The sequence below is a fragment of the Acidovorax sp. Root267 genome, from assembly GCF_001429215.1.
GTDB classification, from domain to species: domain Bacteria; phylum Pseudomonadota; class Gammaproteobacteria; order Burkholderiales; family Burkholderiaceae_C; genus Acidovorax; species Acidovorax radicis.
The window spans coordinates 168,761-183,856 of record NZ_LMJC01000002.1 but is presented as its reverse complement, the minus strand read 5'-3'; the positions used below and the strand labels follow the sequence as shown (position 1 = coordinate 183,856).

The following is a 15,096-nucleotide window of genomic DNA, read 5'->3' as shown; positions in this document are numbered from 1 at the left end:
AGTACAGGCTCGTCGAGGCATGGCTCCACAGCGCCTGGCCGTTGGACAGCAGGAAATTGAACGTCCCGCGTGGGCATATGTGGGCCGCCAATTCCTTGAAATTTGCCCAAGGACTTTCAAACTCAGCTGCCGATCATTCCTTGCGCGGGGAGTGGAATTGGTGAACGCCCGCAGCATCCAGAATCCTTTGCAATCGACCATCAAACCAAAGCAGGTGCAAGTGGGCCAACGCTTCGCCCATGGCAAATGTCATCTGATGGGCATCCAGCTTGCGCTTGAACATGATCGGCAGCACATCGGCCGCAGACAGAGGGCCCCCTTTCGCTGCCTCGAGGATTTCTGCCAGCCGATCCCGGTGATGGTTTTGCAACTGCTGGATACGCTCATGCAAGCCCTGGAAGGGTTTGCCATGAGACGGTAGGACAAGCGTGTCAGCAGGCAATTCAAGATACCGCAGCAGCGAGGTCAGGAACAGCTCCAGAGGATTGGATTCCGGTTCCACCGCATGGACGCTGACGTTGGTGGAAATGCGTGGCAGAACCATGTCGCCACTGATGAGGACGGATGATTCTGCGCAATGCAGCGCAATGTGCTCGGGTGCATGCCCGTAGCCACTGATGCACCGCCAGGAGCATCCCCCAATCTCGACGATGTCTCCATCCATGATCCGGCGAAAGCTCGGAGGCAACGCAGGAACCAGAGTGGGAAAGTACGACACGCGCCCTCGAGCGTGTTGGAGAAATTCGCCATCCTGCATGCCGTGCAAACTGTAGAAATCTGCGCTCGCCTCACCGCCAAAGCCGTTGCGGTCATAAACGGCGGTCCTCGCGACGTTGTAGTCGGTGGCGCTGATCCAAAGACGTACCTTCCAATGCTCGCACAGCCAATGGGCCAAACCGATATGGTCTGGATGCATGTGGGTCACGATCACGCGAAGAATCGGTAAACCCTCCAGGCTGCTGGAAAAAACCCGCTCCCATTGCGCCCGCGTTGTGGCGCTGTCGATGCAGCAGTCGACTACCGTCCAGCCATCGACCAAATTGCCGAAGGCGTCTGGCTGCCGATCACGCAGCAGCCACAGATTGATGTGATCCAGCGCGAAGGGCAGGGCCATGCGGACCCACTTGATGCCTGGCGCGATCTCCATCGCCACGCCCTCCAGAGGCAGCACATCGCCAAATGGATAGTGGATCTGGTGTTCAAGTCGATTCATGGTGGTGGTTTGATGGGTTAGCATTGACGTTAACGTAAACGTCATGCATTCAGTGCATTGTAGGGACCGACAGCACCAGGGCTGTCTCCTGTGCGAAACCGACCCTGCCGCGTGCAATACCCCCATGGCCAACACCTACACCATCAGCGATCTCGCCAAAGAGTTTGATCTCACGACCCGAGCGATCCGTTTTTACGAAGACATGGGTCTGCTGCAGCCCGAACGAACGGGCGCCGCAGGTAGAAACCGCGTCTACAGCGCCCGCGACCGCACCCGGCTGCGTCTGACGCTCCGTGCGAAGCGCCTCGGCCTGTCGCTGACGGAGGCCAAGGAGATCATTGATCTCTACGACAGCCCGCGAGACACCGGGGTGCAGTTGCGCAAATTCCTCGATGTCCTCGTGGTGCATCGCAAGCAACTAGAGGAACAGATGGCCGACCTGCAAGCGAATCTGGAGGAGGTTCAGGAGCATGAAGACGAGGCACGGGCTCTGCTTCTCAAGGTTGAAAAGCAAAAATGATTCATAATTGACGTTTACGTAAACGTAAATTAGGAGACCGCAGTGAGCACGCCCCCTTTTGAGCCCCGCTCTGCCGACTTTGCAGACCGCGTGCGTGACAGCTTTGCTCGCCAGGGCGCCATGCAGACCCTGGGTGCAAGTCTTGGTTTGGTGGCGCCCGGTGCGGTGGACATTGAACTGCCATGGGCCATAGGACTGACCCAGCAACATGGGTTTCTGCATGCAGGCATGGTCGCCACGGCGCTGGATTCCGCCTGTGGGTATGCCGGTTTCACCCTGATGGGAACCGATGCTGCGGTGCTCACGATTGAATTCAAGATCAATTTGCTGGCCCCCGCCAAGGGCGAGCGATTTCGCATGGAAGGGCGGGTGTTGAAACCCGGCCGCACCATCACCGTGTGCGAAGGCCGCGCCTTCGCCATCGACGGCAGCCAAGAAAAGCTGGTCGCCACCATGGGGTGCACCCTCATGGCGGTCACTGGACGCGACAGCATCCAAGGCTGAACAAGCCATCTTCCTTTATCTGTTTTGAGGAGACATGCACCATGAGCATTCCTGCCAACCTTCCCGGTCTGAATTTTCAATTGGGCGAGGACATTGACGCCTTGCGCGATGCCGTGCGCGACTTTGCGCAAGCCGAGATCGCACCGCGCGCGGCCGAGATCGACCGCACCGATCAGTTCCCCATGGACCTGTGGCGCAAGATGGGCGACCTGGGCGTGCTCGGCATCACGGTGCCCGAGCAATACGGCGGCGCTGCCATGGGCTACCTCGCCCACATGGTGGCGATGGAAGAAATATCGCGCGCCAGCGCCTCCGTGGGCCTGTCGTACGGCGCCCACAGCAACCTGTGCGTGAACCAGATCAACCGCAACGGCAGCGAGACACAAAAGGCCAAGTACCTGCCTAAGCTCATCAGCGGAGAGCACGTGGGCGCATTGGCCATGAGCGAACCCGGCGCGGGTTCGGATGTGATCAGCATGAAGCTCAAGGCCGAAGACAAGGGTGGCTACTACCTGCTCAACGGCAACAAGATGTGGATCACCAACGGCCCAGATGCGGATACCCTCGTGGTGTACGCCAAGACCGAACCCGAGCTGGGCGCGCGTGGCGTCACGGCCTTCCTGATCGAAAAAGGCATGCCCGGATTCAGCATTGCGCAAAAGCTCGACAAACTGGGCATGCGCGGAAGTCACACGGGCGAGCTGGTTTTCAACAATGTCGAAGTGCCCGCCGCCAATGTGCTCGGTGGCTTGAACCAGGGCGCCAAGGTGCTGATGAGTGGCCTGGACTACGAGCGCGCCGTGCTTACCGGCGGCCCGCTGGGCATCATGCAGTCTGTGATGGACAACGTGATCCCATACATTCACGACCGCAAGCAATTCGGCCAGAGCATTGGCGAGTTCCAGCTCATCCAGGGCAAGGTGGCCGACATGTACACCGTGCTACAGGCAGGGCGCTCGTTTGCCTACACTGTGGCCAAGAACCTCGACATGCTCGGTACCGACCATGTGCGCCAGGTGCGCAAGGACTGCGCCAGCGTGATCCTGTGGTGTGCGGAAAAGGCGACCTGGATGGCCGGTGAGGGCGTGCAGATCTATGGTGGCAATGGCTACATCAACGAATACCCGCTGGGCCGCCTGTGGCGCGACGCCAAGCTGTATGAGATCGGTGCGGGCACCAGCGAGATCCGTCGCATGTTGATTGGCCGCGAACTGTTCGCTGAAACCTGCTGAGCTTCATTTCCTTTCTACTGATTCCTCAAGGACAACATGCCCTCCTCGATCGACGACCTGTTTGTTCACAACCGCGCCTGGGCGGCCCAGATGGAGCGCGAGCGGCCCGGGTTTTTCACGAGCCTGCTGGCCCAGCAAAAACCCAAGTACATGTGGATCGGCTGCTCGGACAGCCGGGTGCCCGCCAACCAGATCACGGGCCTGGAGCCGGGCGAAGTGTTCGTGCACCGCAACGTGGCCAATGTGGTGGTGCCCACCGACCTGAACTGCCTTTCCACCATCCAGTACGCGGTGGACCAGTTGCACGTCGAGCACCTCATGGTGGTGGGGCACTATGGCTGTGGCGGTGTTTTGGCTGCGCTAGAGGGCACGCGTGTGGGCCTGGCTGACAACTGGATCCGCCATGTGCAGGACGTGCGTGACCGCCACCGCGACCTGATTGCTGCCACCGCCCCAGAGTGGCGCCACGACGTGCTGTGCGAGCTCAACGCCATCGAGCAGGTCGTCAACATCGCCCAGACCACGGTGATGCTCGACGCCTGGGGCCGGGGCCAGAAGGTCACGCTGCACGGCTGGTGCTATGGGCTCAAGGACGGTCTCATCAACAACCTGCACATGTCCGTGGGCAGCACCGAAGGCCTGGACTCGCTGTACAAGGCGGCGATCGCCGGTGTTGCGGCCGTCAAAAGGCAATAGCCAACCACCGCCCCCTTGCAACGGCTGAGCACCCGCCATGTTCCCGCAACGGCTCGATGCGCCCCAGGCCTATGGCATTGCCAAGGCCATGATGGACGGCTTCAACCGGCACTACCGGTTGTTCCGTACCGAGTCCGCGCGGGCCAAGCACCGCTTCGAAACCGGTGACTGGCACGGCCAGCAGCGGGCCCAGCGCGAACGCATCGAGTTCTACGACCTGCGCGTGAAGGAGTGTGTGCGCAGGCTGGAGAAGGAATTCAGCGCGGGCGCGCAGCCCATGGACGTGTGGCACCAGATCAAGCTGCATTACATCGGCCTCTTGGTCAACCACCACCAGCCCGAGCTGGCCGAGACCTTCTTCAACTCAGTCACCACCAAGATCCTGCACCGCACGCATTTCCACAACGATTTCATCTTTGTGCGGCCCGCCGTCAGCACCGAATACATCGAAAACGAAGAGCCCGCAGCGCGCCCCACCTACCGGGCCTACTACCCCTCGCGCGAGAATTTGCACGAGACGTTCCAGGCCATCATCGAGAACTTCCAGTTGCAGCGTGAGTTTGCGGACTTGGCGCGAGACACCGCCTGCGTGGTGGCGGCCATGCGCGGCCGGCTCGACAAGGTGCGGCTGCGCGCCAACTTTCAGATCCAGGTGCTCACCAGCCTGTTCTTCCGCAACAAGGGCGCCTACGTGGTGGGAAAGATCATCAACGGCTTCCACGAGGTGCCGTTTGCGCTGCCCATCCTGCACGACGATGCTGGCCGCTTGTACATCGACGCCGCGCTGTTTGGCGAAGACGACCTGCAGATGCTGTTCAGTTTCGCCCGCGCCTATTTCATGGTGGACATGGAGGTGCCCAGTGCCTACGTGCAGTTCCTGCGCAGCCTCATGCCGCGCAAGCCGCGTGCCGAGATCTACAACGCCCTGGGCCTGGCCAAGCAGGGTAAAACGCTGTTCTACCGCGACTTCCTGTACCACCTCAAACATTCCAGCGACCAGTTTCGCATCGCCCCCGGTATCAAGGGCATGGTGATGCTGGTGTTCGACCTGCCGAGCTTCCCGTTCGTGTTCAAGCTCATCAAGGACTACTTCCCGCACCAGAAAGAAACCACGCGCGAGCAGATCAAGGCCAAGTACCTGCTGGTCAAGCAGCACGACCGCGTGGGCCGCATGGCCGACACGCTGGAGTACAGCGAGGTCGCCTTCCCACGCGACCGCTTCGACGATGCGCTGATTGCCGAGATCGAGAAATTTGCACCCAGCCAGCTCGAAATCAGCGACCGCGATGGCGACGGCCAGACCGAAGTCATCATCAAGCACCTGTATATCGAGCGGCGCATGATCCCGCTCAATATCTACCTGCAAGAGGCCTTTGACACCGGCCTCGCAGACCCGCGTGCGCGCCAGCAGATGGAGCACAGCGTCATCGAATACGGCAACGCCATCAAGGACCTGGTGGCCGCCAACATCTTCCCCGGCGACATGCTCTGGAAGAACTTTGGCGTCACGCGCAACGGCAAGGTCGTCTTCTACGACTACGACGAGATCGAATACCTCACCGACTGCAACTTCCGCCGCGTACCCACGCCGCGCAACGAAGAAGAAGAGATGAGCGGCGAGGTCTGGTACAGCGTGGGCCCGCGCGACGTGTTTCCCGAAACCTTTGGCCCGTTCCTTCTGGGCAACGACGCCGTGCGCGAGGTGTTCCTGCAGCACCACGCGGACCTGCTCGACGCCGCGTTCTGGCAGTCGCACAAGGAACGCATCCAGGCGGGCCACATGTTTGACGTGTTTCCCTACGACGCAGACCGGCGCTTCACGCATGGCGCGTCGGCCCCTTAGCCCCTTAGTCCCTTAGCCCGTTTGATTCAACCCCGATCTTTCATCTGAACCCATTCCAGGAGAGCTTCACCATGTCCTCATCCCCCCAAGACCCCATCGTCATCGTCGGCGCCGCACGCACCCCCATGGGCTCGCTGCAGGGCGACTTCTCCAGCTTGGCCGCGCACGACCTGGGCGGCGCCGCGATCAAGGCCGCCCTCGAGCGCTCCGGGGTCTCGCCCGACGCCGTGGGCGAAGTGCTGTTCGGCAACTGCCTGATGGCAGGCCAGGGCCAGGCGCCTGCGCGCCAGGCGGCCTTCAAGGGCGGCCTGCCCAAGGGCGCAGGCGCGGTCACGCTCAGCAAGATGTGCGGCTCGGGCATGAAGGCCGCCATGTTTGCGCACGACATGCTGCTGGCCGGCTCGCACGACGTGATGGTGGCGGGCGGCATGGAGAGCATGACCAACGCGCCCTACCTGCTGCAAAAGGGCCGTGGCGGCTACCGCCTGGGCCACGACCGCATCTTCGACCACATGATGCTCGACGGCCTGGAAGACGCGTACGAGGCCGGCCGCTCCATGGGCACCTTCGGTGAAGACTGCGCCGCCAAGTACCAGTTCACTCGCGAGCAGCAGGACGCATTCGCCACCGCTAGCGTGCAGCGCGCCAAGGCGGCCACCGAGTCCGGCGCGTTCGCGGCCGAGATCGTGCCCGTCACCGTCAAGACCCGTGCGGGCGAGACCGTGGTGTCGGTCGACGAAGGCCCCGGCAAGGTCAAGCTCGAGAAGATCGCCACGCTGAAGCCCGCCTTCAAGAAGGACGGCACCATCACCGCCGCCTCCAGCTCCAGCATCAACGACGGCGCCGCCGCGCTGGTGATGATGCGCGAATCCACCGCCAAGAAACTCGGCTGCAAGCCCCTGGCCCGCATCGTGAGCCATGCCACCCACGCGCAAGAGCCCGAGTGGTTCGCTACTGCCCCCCTGGGTGCTACGCAGAAAGCGCTGGCCAAGGCCGGATGGGCCGTGGGTGACGTGCAGCTGTGGGAGATCAACGAGGCCTTTGCCGTGGTGCCCATGGCGCTCATGAAGGAGCTCGACCTGCCGCACGACAAGGTCAACGTGAACGGCGGCGCCTGTGCGCTGGGCCACCCCATCGGTGCCAGCGGTGCCCGCATCATGGTCACGCTGATGTATGCGCTCAAGGCCCGCGGCCTGACCAAGGGCCTGGCCACGCTGTGCATCGGCGGTGGCGAGGCCACGGCGGTGGCTCTGGAACTCGTTTGATGCGGGAGGGAGATGGGATGATTTGGCTCTTTTCACAAGGACAGTGATGACTGCACCATCTCCCGAGATCACCGCTTTCTGGCGCGATTTTTCCGATGCCCAGGCATCGCTTCAGGCCCAGCCGCTGCGCGGGCGGGTCGAGGCGGCCAATGCGCTCATCGAGCGCCACTTGAGCGGCCTCGCGCTGGAGATGTCTGGCGGCGACGGCGATGTGGTGGTGGACCTCATCGTCACCGCCCACGGCAGCACCGAAAACTTTCCGCTGCTGATGCAGGTGGTGGCCGCCGCGCCCGCGCTGCAAAGCTACCGGGTGCGCGCATTTCGGGAGCGCACCACGCAGCCGGACTTTCCTATTGGCATGGACGGTTTCGAGCTGGCTACCTCCGAAGTGCTGGTCGCCTGCGGACAGGACGATGGGCAGGCCGCGCTGGAGATCCGCTTTGGCCGCGAAATCCCCGAGGACTATCGGGACCACGCGCGCAACATGGCGTTCATCATGCTCGACCACGTGCTGGGCGAATACGACTTTGCCGTCAAGGTGGGGGCGGTGGACTTTGTGGATGAAGCCTCCGACCCGCTGACCCCCTGGGTGCCCCTGAGCCAGTTCGTGCCCGTGTTCGACCGCTACTGGTTCGACACCCTGGGCCGCACCAGCGACTTCCCCAGCGGCGAGCACGACTGGACGGGCATGACCTTGTCGTTTGGCGGGCAGGACGATGAGGACGGCCACAGTGACGATGCTGAAGATACGGCCATCGTCATGGTCAACCGCAGCGCCAACCCGGTGGCCATGCGCGCCGACCTGGCCTATGCGCTGACCCTGGACCTGGCGGTGGGCAACCGCGATCAGCTGGCTGCCGTGCAAGACCTGCAAGACCAGGCGGCCACGCTGCTGGAGCTGCCGCAGCTGGGCATCATGGCCTACACCCTGACCCGCGCCGGTCGCCGCAAGGCGGTGTATTACGTGGGCGATGAGCAACTGGCTAAACAAGCGCTGGCGCCCCTGCTGCTGCGCGAAGAGGCCGAATCGTTGGAGCTGACTTTTGCGTTTGACCCCGCATGGTCGGGCTATTTCGAGTTTTCCGTGCATTGCCCCTGAGCAGGCGGGGGCGTTGGTGCCGCACGCCACAGGCCCGACGCCCGCTCTGCGCCGCGGGTCCTTTTTCACCCTCAACGTCACCGCATCAACCACCAACCTTCGCAGGCCACACCATGATCGAAACCCTCGAACAATTGCGCGCCCTGTACGCAGCCCCCGGCGAGCGGGCCCTGCACAAGCAGCAACCGCAGCTGGATGTGCACTGCCAGCGCTTCGTTGCCTTGTCGCCGTTCTGCGTGGTGGCTAGTGGAGGGATCGGTGGTGCGCTGCTCGATGCCTCGCCACGCGGCGGCGCGCCGGGGTTTGTGAAGTCACCCGACCCGCACACGCTCTTGCTGCCCGATGCGGGGGGCAACAACCGGCTCGACACCCTGACCAACCTGCTGGAAGACCCGCGCATCGGTTTGTTGTTCATGATTCCGGGTGTGGACGAAACCCTGCGGGTGAACGGCACGGCGCGCTTGCGCGACGAGGCGCTGTACACCGACTTCTTCACGGCCGAGCGCCAGCGCCCAAAAATAGTGATCGAAGTGCGCGTGGCCGAGGCGTATCTGCACTGCTCCAAGGCCTTCATGCGCTCGCGGCTGTGGTCGGCCGATGCGCAGGTGGACCGCACCGCGCTGCCCACGATGGGCGAGATGATCCACGCCCAGATGGGCCTCGCTACCGAGCCTGAGTCGCAAGTCGCCATGTTGCAGCGCTACCGCGCCCAACTGGCGCAAGAGCAGCAACTGGGCGATGCATGATCGTGTTGGCGTTGAATACTTCAATTTTGATAGCTGCTAGCGCTTGATAGATAAGCGCTAGAGCCCAATTCCATTCAAATTTCCCCCATGAAATCCATATTGGTCATCGGCGCATCGCGCGGCATTGGGCTGGAGTTGGTGCGCCAGTACACCGAAGCGGGCCGCCGCGTGATTGCCACCGTGCGTGACGAAGCGGGCCGCGAGCGTGTGCTGGCCCTGGGCGCCGAGGTGCTGACCGTGGACGTCGCCCACCCCGCCAGCGTGAGCGGGCTGGCCTGGCAACTGGACGGCGAAAAGATCGAGACCGCCTGGTATGTGGCGGGCGTCATCCGCCGCCCCAGCGCGCTCACGCCACCCACGCAGCAGGACTTTGACGCCGTCATGCACACCAACGTGCTGGGTGCCATGCAGACGCTGCCGCAGGTTGCACCCCTGGTGGCCGACGCGCAGGGCGTGTTCGCGTTCCTGTCCTCGTCCATGTCGCAGATTGGCAGCGTGCAGAGCAGTGGCTCGTGGCTGTACCGCACCAGCAAGGCCGCGCTGAACATGGCCGTGGCCTCCGCGCAGCACGACTACCCCGGCGCAACCCTCATCACCATCGATCCCGGCTGGGTGCAGACCGACATGGGCGGCGAAGGCGCTGCGCTCACGGTGCAGGACAGCGTGCGCGGCCTGCGTGCCACCGTGGCGGGTGTCACGGCCGCCGACAAGGGCCGCCTGCTGCACCACGACGGACGCCGCGCAGCCCACTGGTAATTCTTTCGACCAAACCCACAACGACTTCTGGAGACAACCCCGATGCTGCTGACCCAAGACCAGGAAATGATCCGCGACGCGGTGCGCGACTTTGCGCAGGAACAGCTGTGGCCCCACGCCGCGCGCTGGGACAAGGAACACCACTTCCCCAAGGAGGCGCACCAGGGCCTGGCTGCACTGGGCGCGTACGGCATCTGCGTGCCCGAAGAATTTGGCGGCGCCAATCTGGACTACGTCACCCTCGCGCTGGTGCTCGAAGAGATCGCGGCCGGAGACGGCGGCACCAGCACCGCCATCAGCGTGACCAACTGCCCCGTCAACGCCATCCTCATGCGCTACGGCAACGCCCAGCAAAAGCGCGACTGGCTCACGCCGCTGGCCCGTGGCGAGATGCTGGGCGCGTTCTGCCTGACCGAGCCGCATGTGGGCTCGGACGCCTCGGCCCTGCGCACCACGGCGGTGAAGCGGGGCGATGAATACATCATCAACGGCGTCAAGCAGTTCATCACCAGCGGCAAGAACGGTCACGTGGCCATCGTCATCGCCGTGACCGACAAGGGCGCGGGCAAGAAGGGCATGAGCGCCTTCCTCGTGCCCACCAGCAACCCCGGCTACGTGGTGGCGCGGCTCGAAGACAAGCTGGGCCAGCATTCCAGCGACACCGCGCAGATCAACTTCGACAACTGCCGCATCCCTGCCGAGAACCTTATCGGCGCCGAGGGCGAGGGCTACAAGATCGCCCTGGGCGCGCTCGAGGGCGGCCGCATCGGCATCGCCGCCCAAAGTGTGGGCATGGCACGCAGTGCCTTCGATGCGGCGCTCGCGTATTCGAAAGAGCGCGAGAGCTTCGGCACCGCCATCTTCAACCACCAGGCCGTCGGCTTTCGCCTGGCCGACTGCGCCACGCAGATCGAGGCCGCGCGCCAGCTCATCTGGCACGCCGCCGCGCTGCGCGATGCAGGCCGCCCCTGCCTGAAGGAAGCCGCCATGGCCAAGCTGTTTGCCAGCGAGATGGCCGAGCGCGTGTGCAGCGCCGCCATCCAGACGCTGGGCGGCTACGGCGTGGTCAACGACTTCCCGGTGGAGCGCATCTATCGCGACGTGCGCGTGTGCCAGATCTACGAAGGCACGAGCGACGTGCAGAAGATCATCATCCAGCGCGCGCTGGCTTGATGTTGTTTGCTATATAAATAATAGCTAATGGCGCTTGTTGGATAAGCGCTAGAGCCTGTTTTTATTCAAATTTCTGCCCGCGCAGCCACTGGCTGAGCACCGCGTGCAGCTCGTCCACATCCACGGGTTTGCGCAGCACCAGGTAGCCCTCGTCCTGCGCGGTTTGTAGCTCGGGCGATTCGTACTCTCCGCTCACCATCGCGCCACGCGCGTCGGGGCAGCGGTCCAGCAGCGCGCGCAGCACGTCAAAGCCGCTCTCGCCGGACCGCAGCCGCTGGTCGCACAGGATGGAATGGGGTGCAAAGCCGGTGTCCAGGTGGGCAAAAGCCTCTGCCGCGTTGGAGGCCAGGCGCACGTCTATGCCCCAGGTGATCAGCAGCGTAGACCAGGCATTCAGCACATGCGGGTCGTCGTCCAGCACCAGACAGCGGCCCCTCAACGGTGGGCTGGTGCCTGGTGCTGCGGTGGGTACGGTGGGCAGCGTTGCGGTGGCCTGCTGCGCGGTGGGTAGCTCCAGCCAGAAGCACGACCCCTTGCCCAATCGGGACTGCAGCCCTTGCCTGGCCTGCATCAGCGCCACGCAGCGCGCCACTACCGCCAGGCCCAGGCCGTGCCCGCTGCGGTGAACCTGCCAGGCGTGCTCGGGGCGGTAAAACGCCTGGTAGATCTGTGCCTGCTCGTGCAGGGCCACGCCCACCCCGGTGTCCCACACCTCGATGCGCCAATGCGCGCCCCGTCGCCGTGCGCCCACCAGAACGCCGCCTTCTGGGGTGTAGCGCAGCGCGTTTTGCACCAGGTTGGCCACCGACTGGCGAACCAGTGCCGGGTCGGCCAGTGCAGCGGCGCCGGGCGGTGGTGGGTGCAAACGCAGCACCAGGCCGCGTGCGCTGGCATCGGTCGCGAACTGGGTTCGCAGGTCCTCGAACAGTGCAGCCAGCGACACGGGGGCGGGGCGCAGCTCCACCGCGCCGGATTCAATGCGCGACAGGTCGAGCAGCGCGTCGAACATGTGGTTGACCGACCGCATGCTCATCCGCCATTGCACCAGCAGGTTGTCGATGTGGGGGTGGCCACGTCCGTGCAAGGCGATGGCCTCGGCCAACAGCGCCATCGCATGCACCGGCTGGCGCAGGTCGTGCGCGGCGGTGGTCAGAAAATGGTTCTTCTCTGCGAGCGCCCGTTCAGCCGCCTGGCTGGCCTCGCGGTAGCGCTCGGCCAGGTCGCGGCTGCGCTCTTCCAGCACCACCTGGCGCACAAAGAAGCGGTGCGAGTTCACGGCACTGCGGTAGATCACGGCGGCCGTTATCAGTGTCATGGGCAGAATAAATGGCCACTGCCCGGGAAACGCCCAGGGGATCATCGCCAGTCCACCCAAAGCGCCCATGAAGTACATCCGGTAGACGGCGAGCGTGGCGGTCATCTGGGCTGCATTGCCGGCCAAAATGCCCGCCAGCGTGATGTACAGCAACAGCATGAATTCGTAGCTGGCCTGGCCCAACGGCAACACCACCGAGAGCGAAACACCCACCCCGTGCGCCAGCGCCAGGCCGCGCACGCGGCGGGTCCAGGTGAGCAGCAGGGCTTCGGGTGACCGCAGGGTGCGTTCGTGCAGGTAGCGGCGGTGTCCCCATCGAACGAACAGCAGCACCGGCAGATACGCGGCTCCCCACACCACTAGCGGTGCGACGGGCCCGCCCTCCCAGCCCAGCAGCAGGCCAAACAGCAGCCCCATGCTGGGCATCACCGTCATGCCCAGCCGCAGGCGCGCAAAAGAGGCTTCGAGCAGCAGCAGCCAGCCTTGTGTGCTGGGGGCGTCCTGGGCGCTGGTCGGGTCGGTCGCAGGCGCGGTCATGCCGGTGCGTGCTGGGCCCCACCGCGTTCCAGTGGGTGCAGCGTGGGGGGATGGAATGCCATGCCACGCGGCACTGCGGTGTGCCCGATCACGGCGGCGGTGGCTGCTGCGGCAGCACCAGCAGGCGCCCGCGCAGCCGCGTGATGGCCTCCACCCGGGTGCGTGCACCCAGGCGCTGCAAGATGGCGGTCATGTGTTCCTTGACGGTGCTCTCCGACAGCGCATATTGCTGGGCGATGCGCTTGTTGGGCTGCCCCTGCAACACCAGCGCCAGGATCTCGCCCTGGCGCACCGACAGGCCCAGCTCGGCCGGGGTCACGGGCAACTCCCGGCTGCGCACCGGGCGCTGTGTGTTGGCGCCAGGAGTGAACCAGGCCAGGCCCCCCAGCAGTGCCTCTATCGCCTGGGCAAACGTCTCTGGCGGCTCCTGCTTGTGGATGAAGCCGTGGGCGCCTGCGGCGCGCACCTGATCGATCACGGCGAGGTCGTCATCGCCGCTCATCACCGCCACGGCGGTGGCGGGGCACCGCGTGCGGATGCGGGCAATGAGGCTGAGCGCGGCGCCGTCGGCCAGCCAGAAGTCGATGAGCGCTATGGCCGGCGCTCCACGCGCCTCGATCAGTGGCTCCACATCGTCCGCATGCTCTGCGACTGCCACCTCCATGTGCGGCAGCCGCGAGCGCAGAAACTCGGCCACGCCGCGTGCTACGAGCGGGTGGTCGTCCAGGATGAGGGCGTAGGGTGACATGGCAGGCCAGTGGCGCTGCGGCCCCGGGCGCCGGGCGCCAGGATGCAGCGGGCAAATTCTGCCAAGTTTGGCGCAGCCGCGGTGGCGCGCAAACCCTACTGAGGTAGGGTTTGCCGCACCTCCACGGTTGATCAGGCCGCGCCAGGCTTTGGCCGGGTGCCGCCGGGCTTGGCGGGTGTGTGGGGTGGCTGCCCACTGTCCTGCGGCCGGACGCGGGTGAGGTGGCTGGCGATCATGCCCGCCACGGTGCGGGCTACGGCTTTCACATCCAGGGGTTCGTCAAAAATCATCTCGACGGTGGCGTAGATCAGTTCCACCACGATGCGGCTGACCAGTTGCAGCTCGGCCGCATCGGCTTCGGGCAGGGCCTGCGCGAGCAGGCGGGTTTGTTCTTGCGTGACTGCCGCGTGGGAGGCCAGCCGCACCTGCTGCAGTGCGGGCACCGCACGCAGCGCCCGCATGATCCAGACCCCGCCCACGGTCTGTACCGTCGCTTCGTAGGTGTCAATGATCAGACCCTCGATCGCCAGCTCCAGGCTTTCCACGCCCCCGTTGAACACTTCCAGCGTGATCCAGCGGTCCACACGCGCGTTCTGGGCCTGCATCAGGCGCTGCCCCAGCTCGGACAGCAGCGCGTATTTGTTGGGGAAATAGCGATAGAGCGCGGGCGGGGTGAGCCCGGCGCGTTCGCACACCAGGTTGGTGGACAGCCGCTCGATGCCGACGTCGGCCAATGTCTGCGCCGTCACTTCCAGGATGCGCTCATAGGTCTCGGTGGCGCGCTGCTGTGCAGGCTGCTTCTTGGTGGCCAGCGAGGGTTGGGGGCTTCGGGTGGAGGGCATCGGGCGGAGCAACTGCGGCATCAGGGATTGTCCCAGTAAATTTTTTGGCATAAAAAGTAGTCATAACTATATACTAGCTATGACTATCCAAATGGTTCTTGTCCTGGCCCAAGAAAGGCGCGTTTCATGAAGACCCTGACCCGCTTGCTGGCCCTTGTCTGTTGCTCGGTGACTGTGTCGGCGCAAGCCGCTGGGCCCGATGACGCCAAGGGCTTGTGGATCACTCCCGAGAACGACGCGGTGATCCGGTTCGCGCCCTGTGCCGATGCGCCCGGTGCGCTGTGCGGAACCATCGTCTGGGACAAAGACGCCGGCACGCCTGCCAGCACCTGCAATGTGCGGGTTGCGCAGCTTGGCCGCTACGAAAAAGAGGCTTGGCGCGAAGGCTGGGTCTACGACCCGCGCGAAAACAAAAAGTACAAGGGCGTTGTGCGCGCCAATGCCGACGAGCTGCGTATCCGCGCCTTCGTGGGGGTGGAAGTCCTGGGCCAGACGGAGCAGCTCAAGCGCGTGCCCGCCTTGCCGGTCGCGCCGTCGTGCGAACCCGTTTCCTGATCCGCTTTCCCACCCACCCATCTTTCGCACAAGACGATTTGTGAGCCGTCCA

General features: G+C 64.2%; 15 protein-coding genes and 1 pseudogene. 11 read left to right on the top strand and 5 right to left on the bottom strand.

Features of this window, described 5'->3' with window-relative positions:
- Positions 1-103, bottom strand: a pseudogene (locus tag ASE39_RS26245) (class II glutamine amidotransferase); the annotation flags it as partial.
- 30 nt (positions 104-133) lie between these two features.
- Complete coding sequence (locus ASE39_RS05150; protein WP_057270446.1) at positions 134-1,213, bottom strand: MBL fold metallo-hydrolase; 1,080 nt, start codon at positions 1,211-1,213, stop codon at positions 134-136.
- A 124-nt stretch (positions 1,214-1,337) separates the two neighbouring features.
- Here ASE39_RS05150 and ASE39_RS05145 point away from each other — a divergent pair, with 124 nt between their 5' ends.
- The 10 genes from ASE39_RS05145 (at position 1,338) to ASE39_RS05100 (ending at position 11,047) form a co-directional block, all read left to right on the top strand.
- On the top strand, positions 1,338-1,733 hold the full coding sequence (locus ASE39_RS05145) for a MerR family DNA-binding transcriptional regulator (protein ID WP_010466794.1): 396 nt from the start codon (positions 1,338-1,340) through the stop codon (positions 1,731-1,733).
- Positions 1,734-1,775: 42 nt separating this feature from the next.
- Positions 1,776-2,237, top strand: a complete 462-nt coding sequence (locus ASE39_RS05140; RefSeq protein WP_057225861.1) for a PaaI family thioesterase — start codon at positions 1,776-1,778, stop codon at positions 2,235-2,237.
- A 41-nt stretch (positions 2,238-2,278) separates the two neighbouring features.
- A complete protein-coding gene (locus tag ASE39_RS05135; protein ID WP_010466791.1) occupies positions 2,279-3,469 on the top strand; it encodes an isovaleryl-CoA dehydrogenase in 1,191 nt (396 codons plus the stop codon).
- Between the two features lie 36 nt (positions 3,470-3,505).
- Positions 3,506-4,165: a carbonate dehydratase gene (gene can / locus ASE39_RS05130; RefSeq protein ID WP_057225864.1), complete on the top strand. Its 660-nt coding sequence runs from the start codon at positions 3,506-3,508 to the stop codon at positions 4,163-4,165.
- Between the two features lie 37 nt (positions 4,166-4,202).
- Positions 4,203-6,008: a bifunctional isocitrate dehydrogenase kinase/phosphatase gene (aceK, locus tag ASE39_RS05125; protein ID WP_057225866.1), complete on the top strand. Its 1,806-nt coding sequence runs from the start codon at positions 4,203-4,205 to the stop codon at positions 6,006-6,008.
- A gap of 71 nt (positions 6,009-6,079) precedes the next feature.
- Positions 6,080-7,273, top strand: a complete 1,194-nt coding sequence (locus ASE39_RS05120; RefSeq protein WP_057270435.1) for an acetyl-CoA C-acyltransferase — start codon at positions 6,080-6,082, stop codon at positions 7,271-7,273.
- A 46-nt stretch (positions 7,274-7,319) separates the two neighbouring features.
- A complete protein-coding gene (locus tag ASE39_RS05115; protein WP_057270434.1) occupies positions 7,320-8,372 on the top strand; it encodes a hypothetical protein in 1,053 nt (350 codons plus the stop codon).
- A gap of 113 nt (positions 8,373-8,485) precedes the next feature.
- Positions 8,486-9,118, top strand: coding sequence for a pyridoxamine 5'-phosphate oxidase family protein (locus ASE39_RS05110; RefSeq protein WP_057225871.1), 633 nt, complete (start codon positions 8,486-8,488; stop codon positions 9,116-9,118).
- An 87-nt stretch (positions 9,119-9,205) separates the two neighbouring features.
- The gene (locus ASE39_RS05105; RefSeq protein ID WP_057225874.1) at positions 9,206-9,874 is read left to right on the top strand and encodes an SDR family oxidoreductase; all 669 of its coding nucleotides are present in this window, start codon (positions 9,206-9,208) and stop codon (positions 9,872-9,874) included.
- Between the two features lie 42 nt (positions 9,875-9,916).
- The gene (locus tag ASE39_RS05100) at positions 9,917-11,047 is read left to right on the top strand and encodes an acyl-CoA dehydrogenase family protein (RefSeq protein WP_057225876.1); all 1,131 of its coding nucleotides are present in this window, start codon (positions 9,917-9,919) and stop codon (positions 11,045-11,047) included.
- 61 nt (positions 11,048-11,108) lie between these two features.
- Here ASE39_RS05100 and ASE39_RS05095 read toward each other — a convergent pair whose 3' ends face one another.
- The 3 genes from ASE39_RS05095 to ASE39_RS05085 form a co-directional block, all read right to left on the bottom strand.
- Positions 11,109-12,899 (bottom strand): hybrid sensor histidine kinase/response regulator, encoded by a 1,791-nt coding sequence (locus ASE39_RS05095; RefSeq protein WP_057270433.1) that lies wholly within the window; start codon positions 12,897-12,899, stop codon positions 11,109-11,111.
- Between the two features lie 88 nt (positions 12,900-12,987).
- Positions 12,988-13,647 carry a response regulator transcription factor gene (locus ASE39_RS05090; RefSeq protein WP_010466778.1) on the bottom strand — a complete coding sequence of 220 codons (660 nt, stop codon included), beginning with the start codon at positions 13,645-13,647 and terminating at the stop codon, positions 12,988-12,990.
- A gap of 131 nt (positions 13,648-13,778) precedes the next feature.
- On the bottom strand, positions 13,779-14,489 hold the full coding sequence (locus ASE39_RS05085; protein WP_241776974.1) for a TetR/AcrR family transcriptional regulator: 711 nt from the start codon (positions 14,487-14,489) through the stop codon (positions 13,779-13,781).
- 126 nt (positions 14,490-14,615) lie between these two features.
- On the opposite strand from ASE39_RS05085, the gene ASE39_RS05080 reads away from it, so the two are divergent.
- On the top strand, positions 14,616-15,044 hold the full coding sequence (locus ASE39_RS05080; RefSeq protein ID WP_057225884.1) for a DUF2147 domain-containing protein: 429 nt from the start codon (positions 14,616-14,618) through the stop codon (positions 15,042-15,044).
- Positions 15,045-15,096: the final 52 nt, after the last annotated feature.

What these genes read in the sequence shown, in the direction of transcription:
- ASE39_RS05150 (WP_057270446.1), bottom strand. Translation starts at nt 1,213, where the DNA reads ATGAATCGACTTGAACACCAGATCCACTATCCATTTGGCGATGTGCTG.
- ASE39_RS05145 (WP_010466794.1), top strand. Translation starts at nt 1,338, where the DNA reads ATGGCCAACACCTACACCATCAGCGATCTCGCCAAAGAGTTTGATCTC.
- ASE39_RS05135 (WP_010466791.1), top strand. Translation starts at nt 2,279, where the DNA reads ATGAGCATTCCTGCCAACCTTCCCGGTCTGAATTTTCAATTGGGCGAG.
- can (WP_057225864.1), top strand. Translation starts at nt 3,506, where the DNA reads ATGCCCTCCTCGATCGACGACCTGTTTGTTCACAACCGCGCCTGGGCG.
- aceK (WP_057225866.1), top strand. Translation starts at nt 4,203, where the DNA reads ATGTTCCCGCAACGGCTCGATGCGCCCCAGGCCTATGGCATTGCCAAG.
- ASE39_RS05120 (WP_057270435.1), top strand. Translation starts at nt 6,080, where the DNA reads ATGTCCTCATCCCCCCAAGACCCCATCGTCATCGTCGGCGCCGCACGC.
- ASE39_RS05115 (WP_057270434.1), top strand. Translation starts at nt 7,320, where the DNA reads ATGACTGCACCATCTCCCGAGATCACCGCTTTCTGGCGCGATTTTTCC.
- ASE39_RS05110 (WP_057225871.1), top strand. Translation starts at nt 8,486, where the DNA reads ATGATCGAAACCCTCGAACAATTGCGCGCCCTGTACGCAGCCCCCGGC.
- ASE39_RS05105 (WP_057225874.1), top strand. Translation starts at nt 9,206, where the DNA reads ATGAAATCCATATTGGTCATCGGCGCATCGCGCGGCATTGGGCTGGAG.
- ASE39_RS05100 (WP_057225876.1), top strand. Translation starts at nt 9,917, where the DNA reads ATGCTGCTGACCCAAGACCAGGAAATGATCCGCGACGCGGTGCGCGAC.
- ASE39_RS05095 (WP_057270433.1), bottom strand. Translation starts at nt 12,899, where the DNA reads ATGACCGCGCCTGCGACCGACCCGACCAGCGCCCAGGACGCCCCCAGC.
- ASE39_RS05090 (WP_010466778.1), bottom strand. Translation starts at nt 13,647, where the DNA reads ATGTCACCCTACGCCCTCATCCTGGACGACCACCCGCTCGTAGCACGC.
- ASE39_RS05085 (WP_241776974.1), bottom strand. Translation starts at nt 14,489, where the DNA reads ATGCCCTCCACCCGAAGCCCCCAACCCTCGCTGGCCACCAAGAAGCAG.
- ASE39_RS05080 (WP_057225884.1), top strand. Translation starts at nt 14,616, where the DNA reads ATGAAGACCCTGACCCGCTTGCTGGCCCTTGTCTGTTGCTCGGTGACT.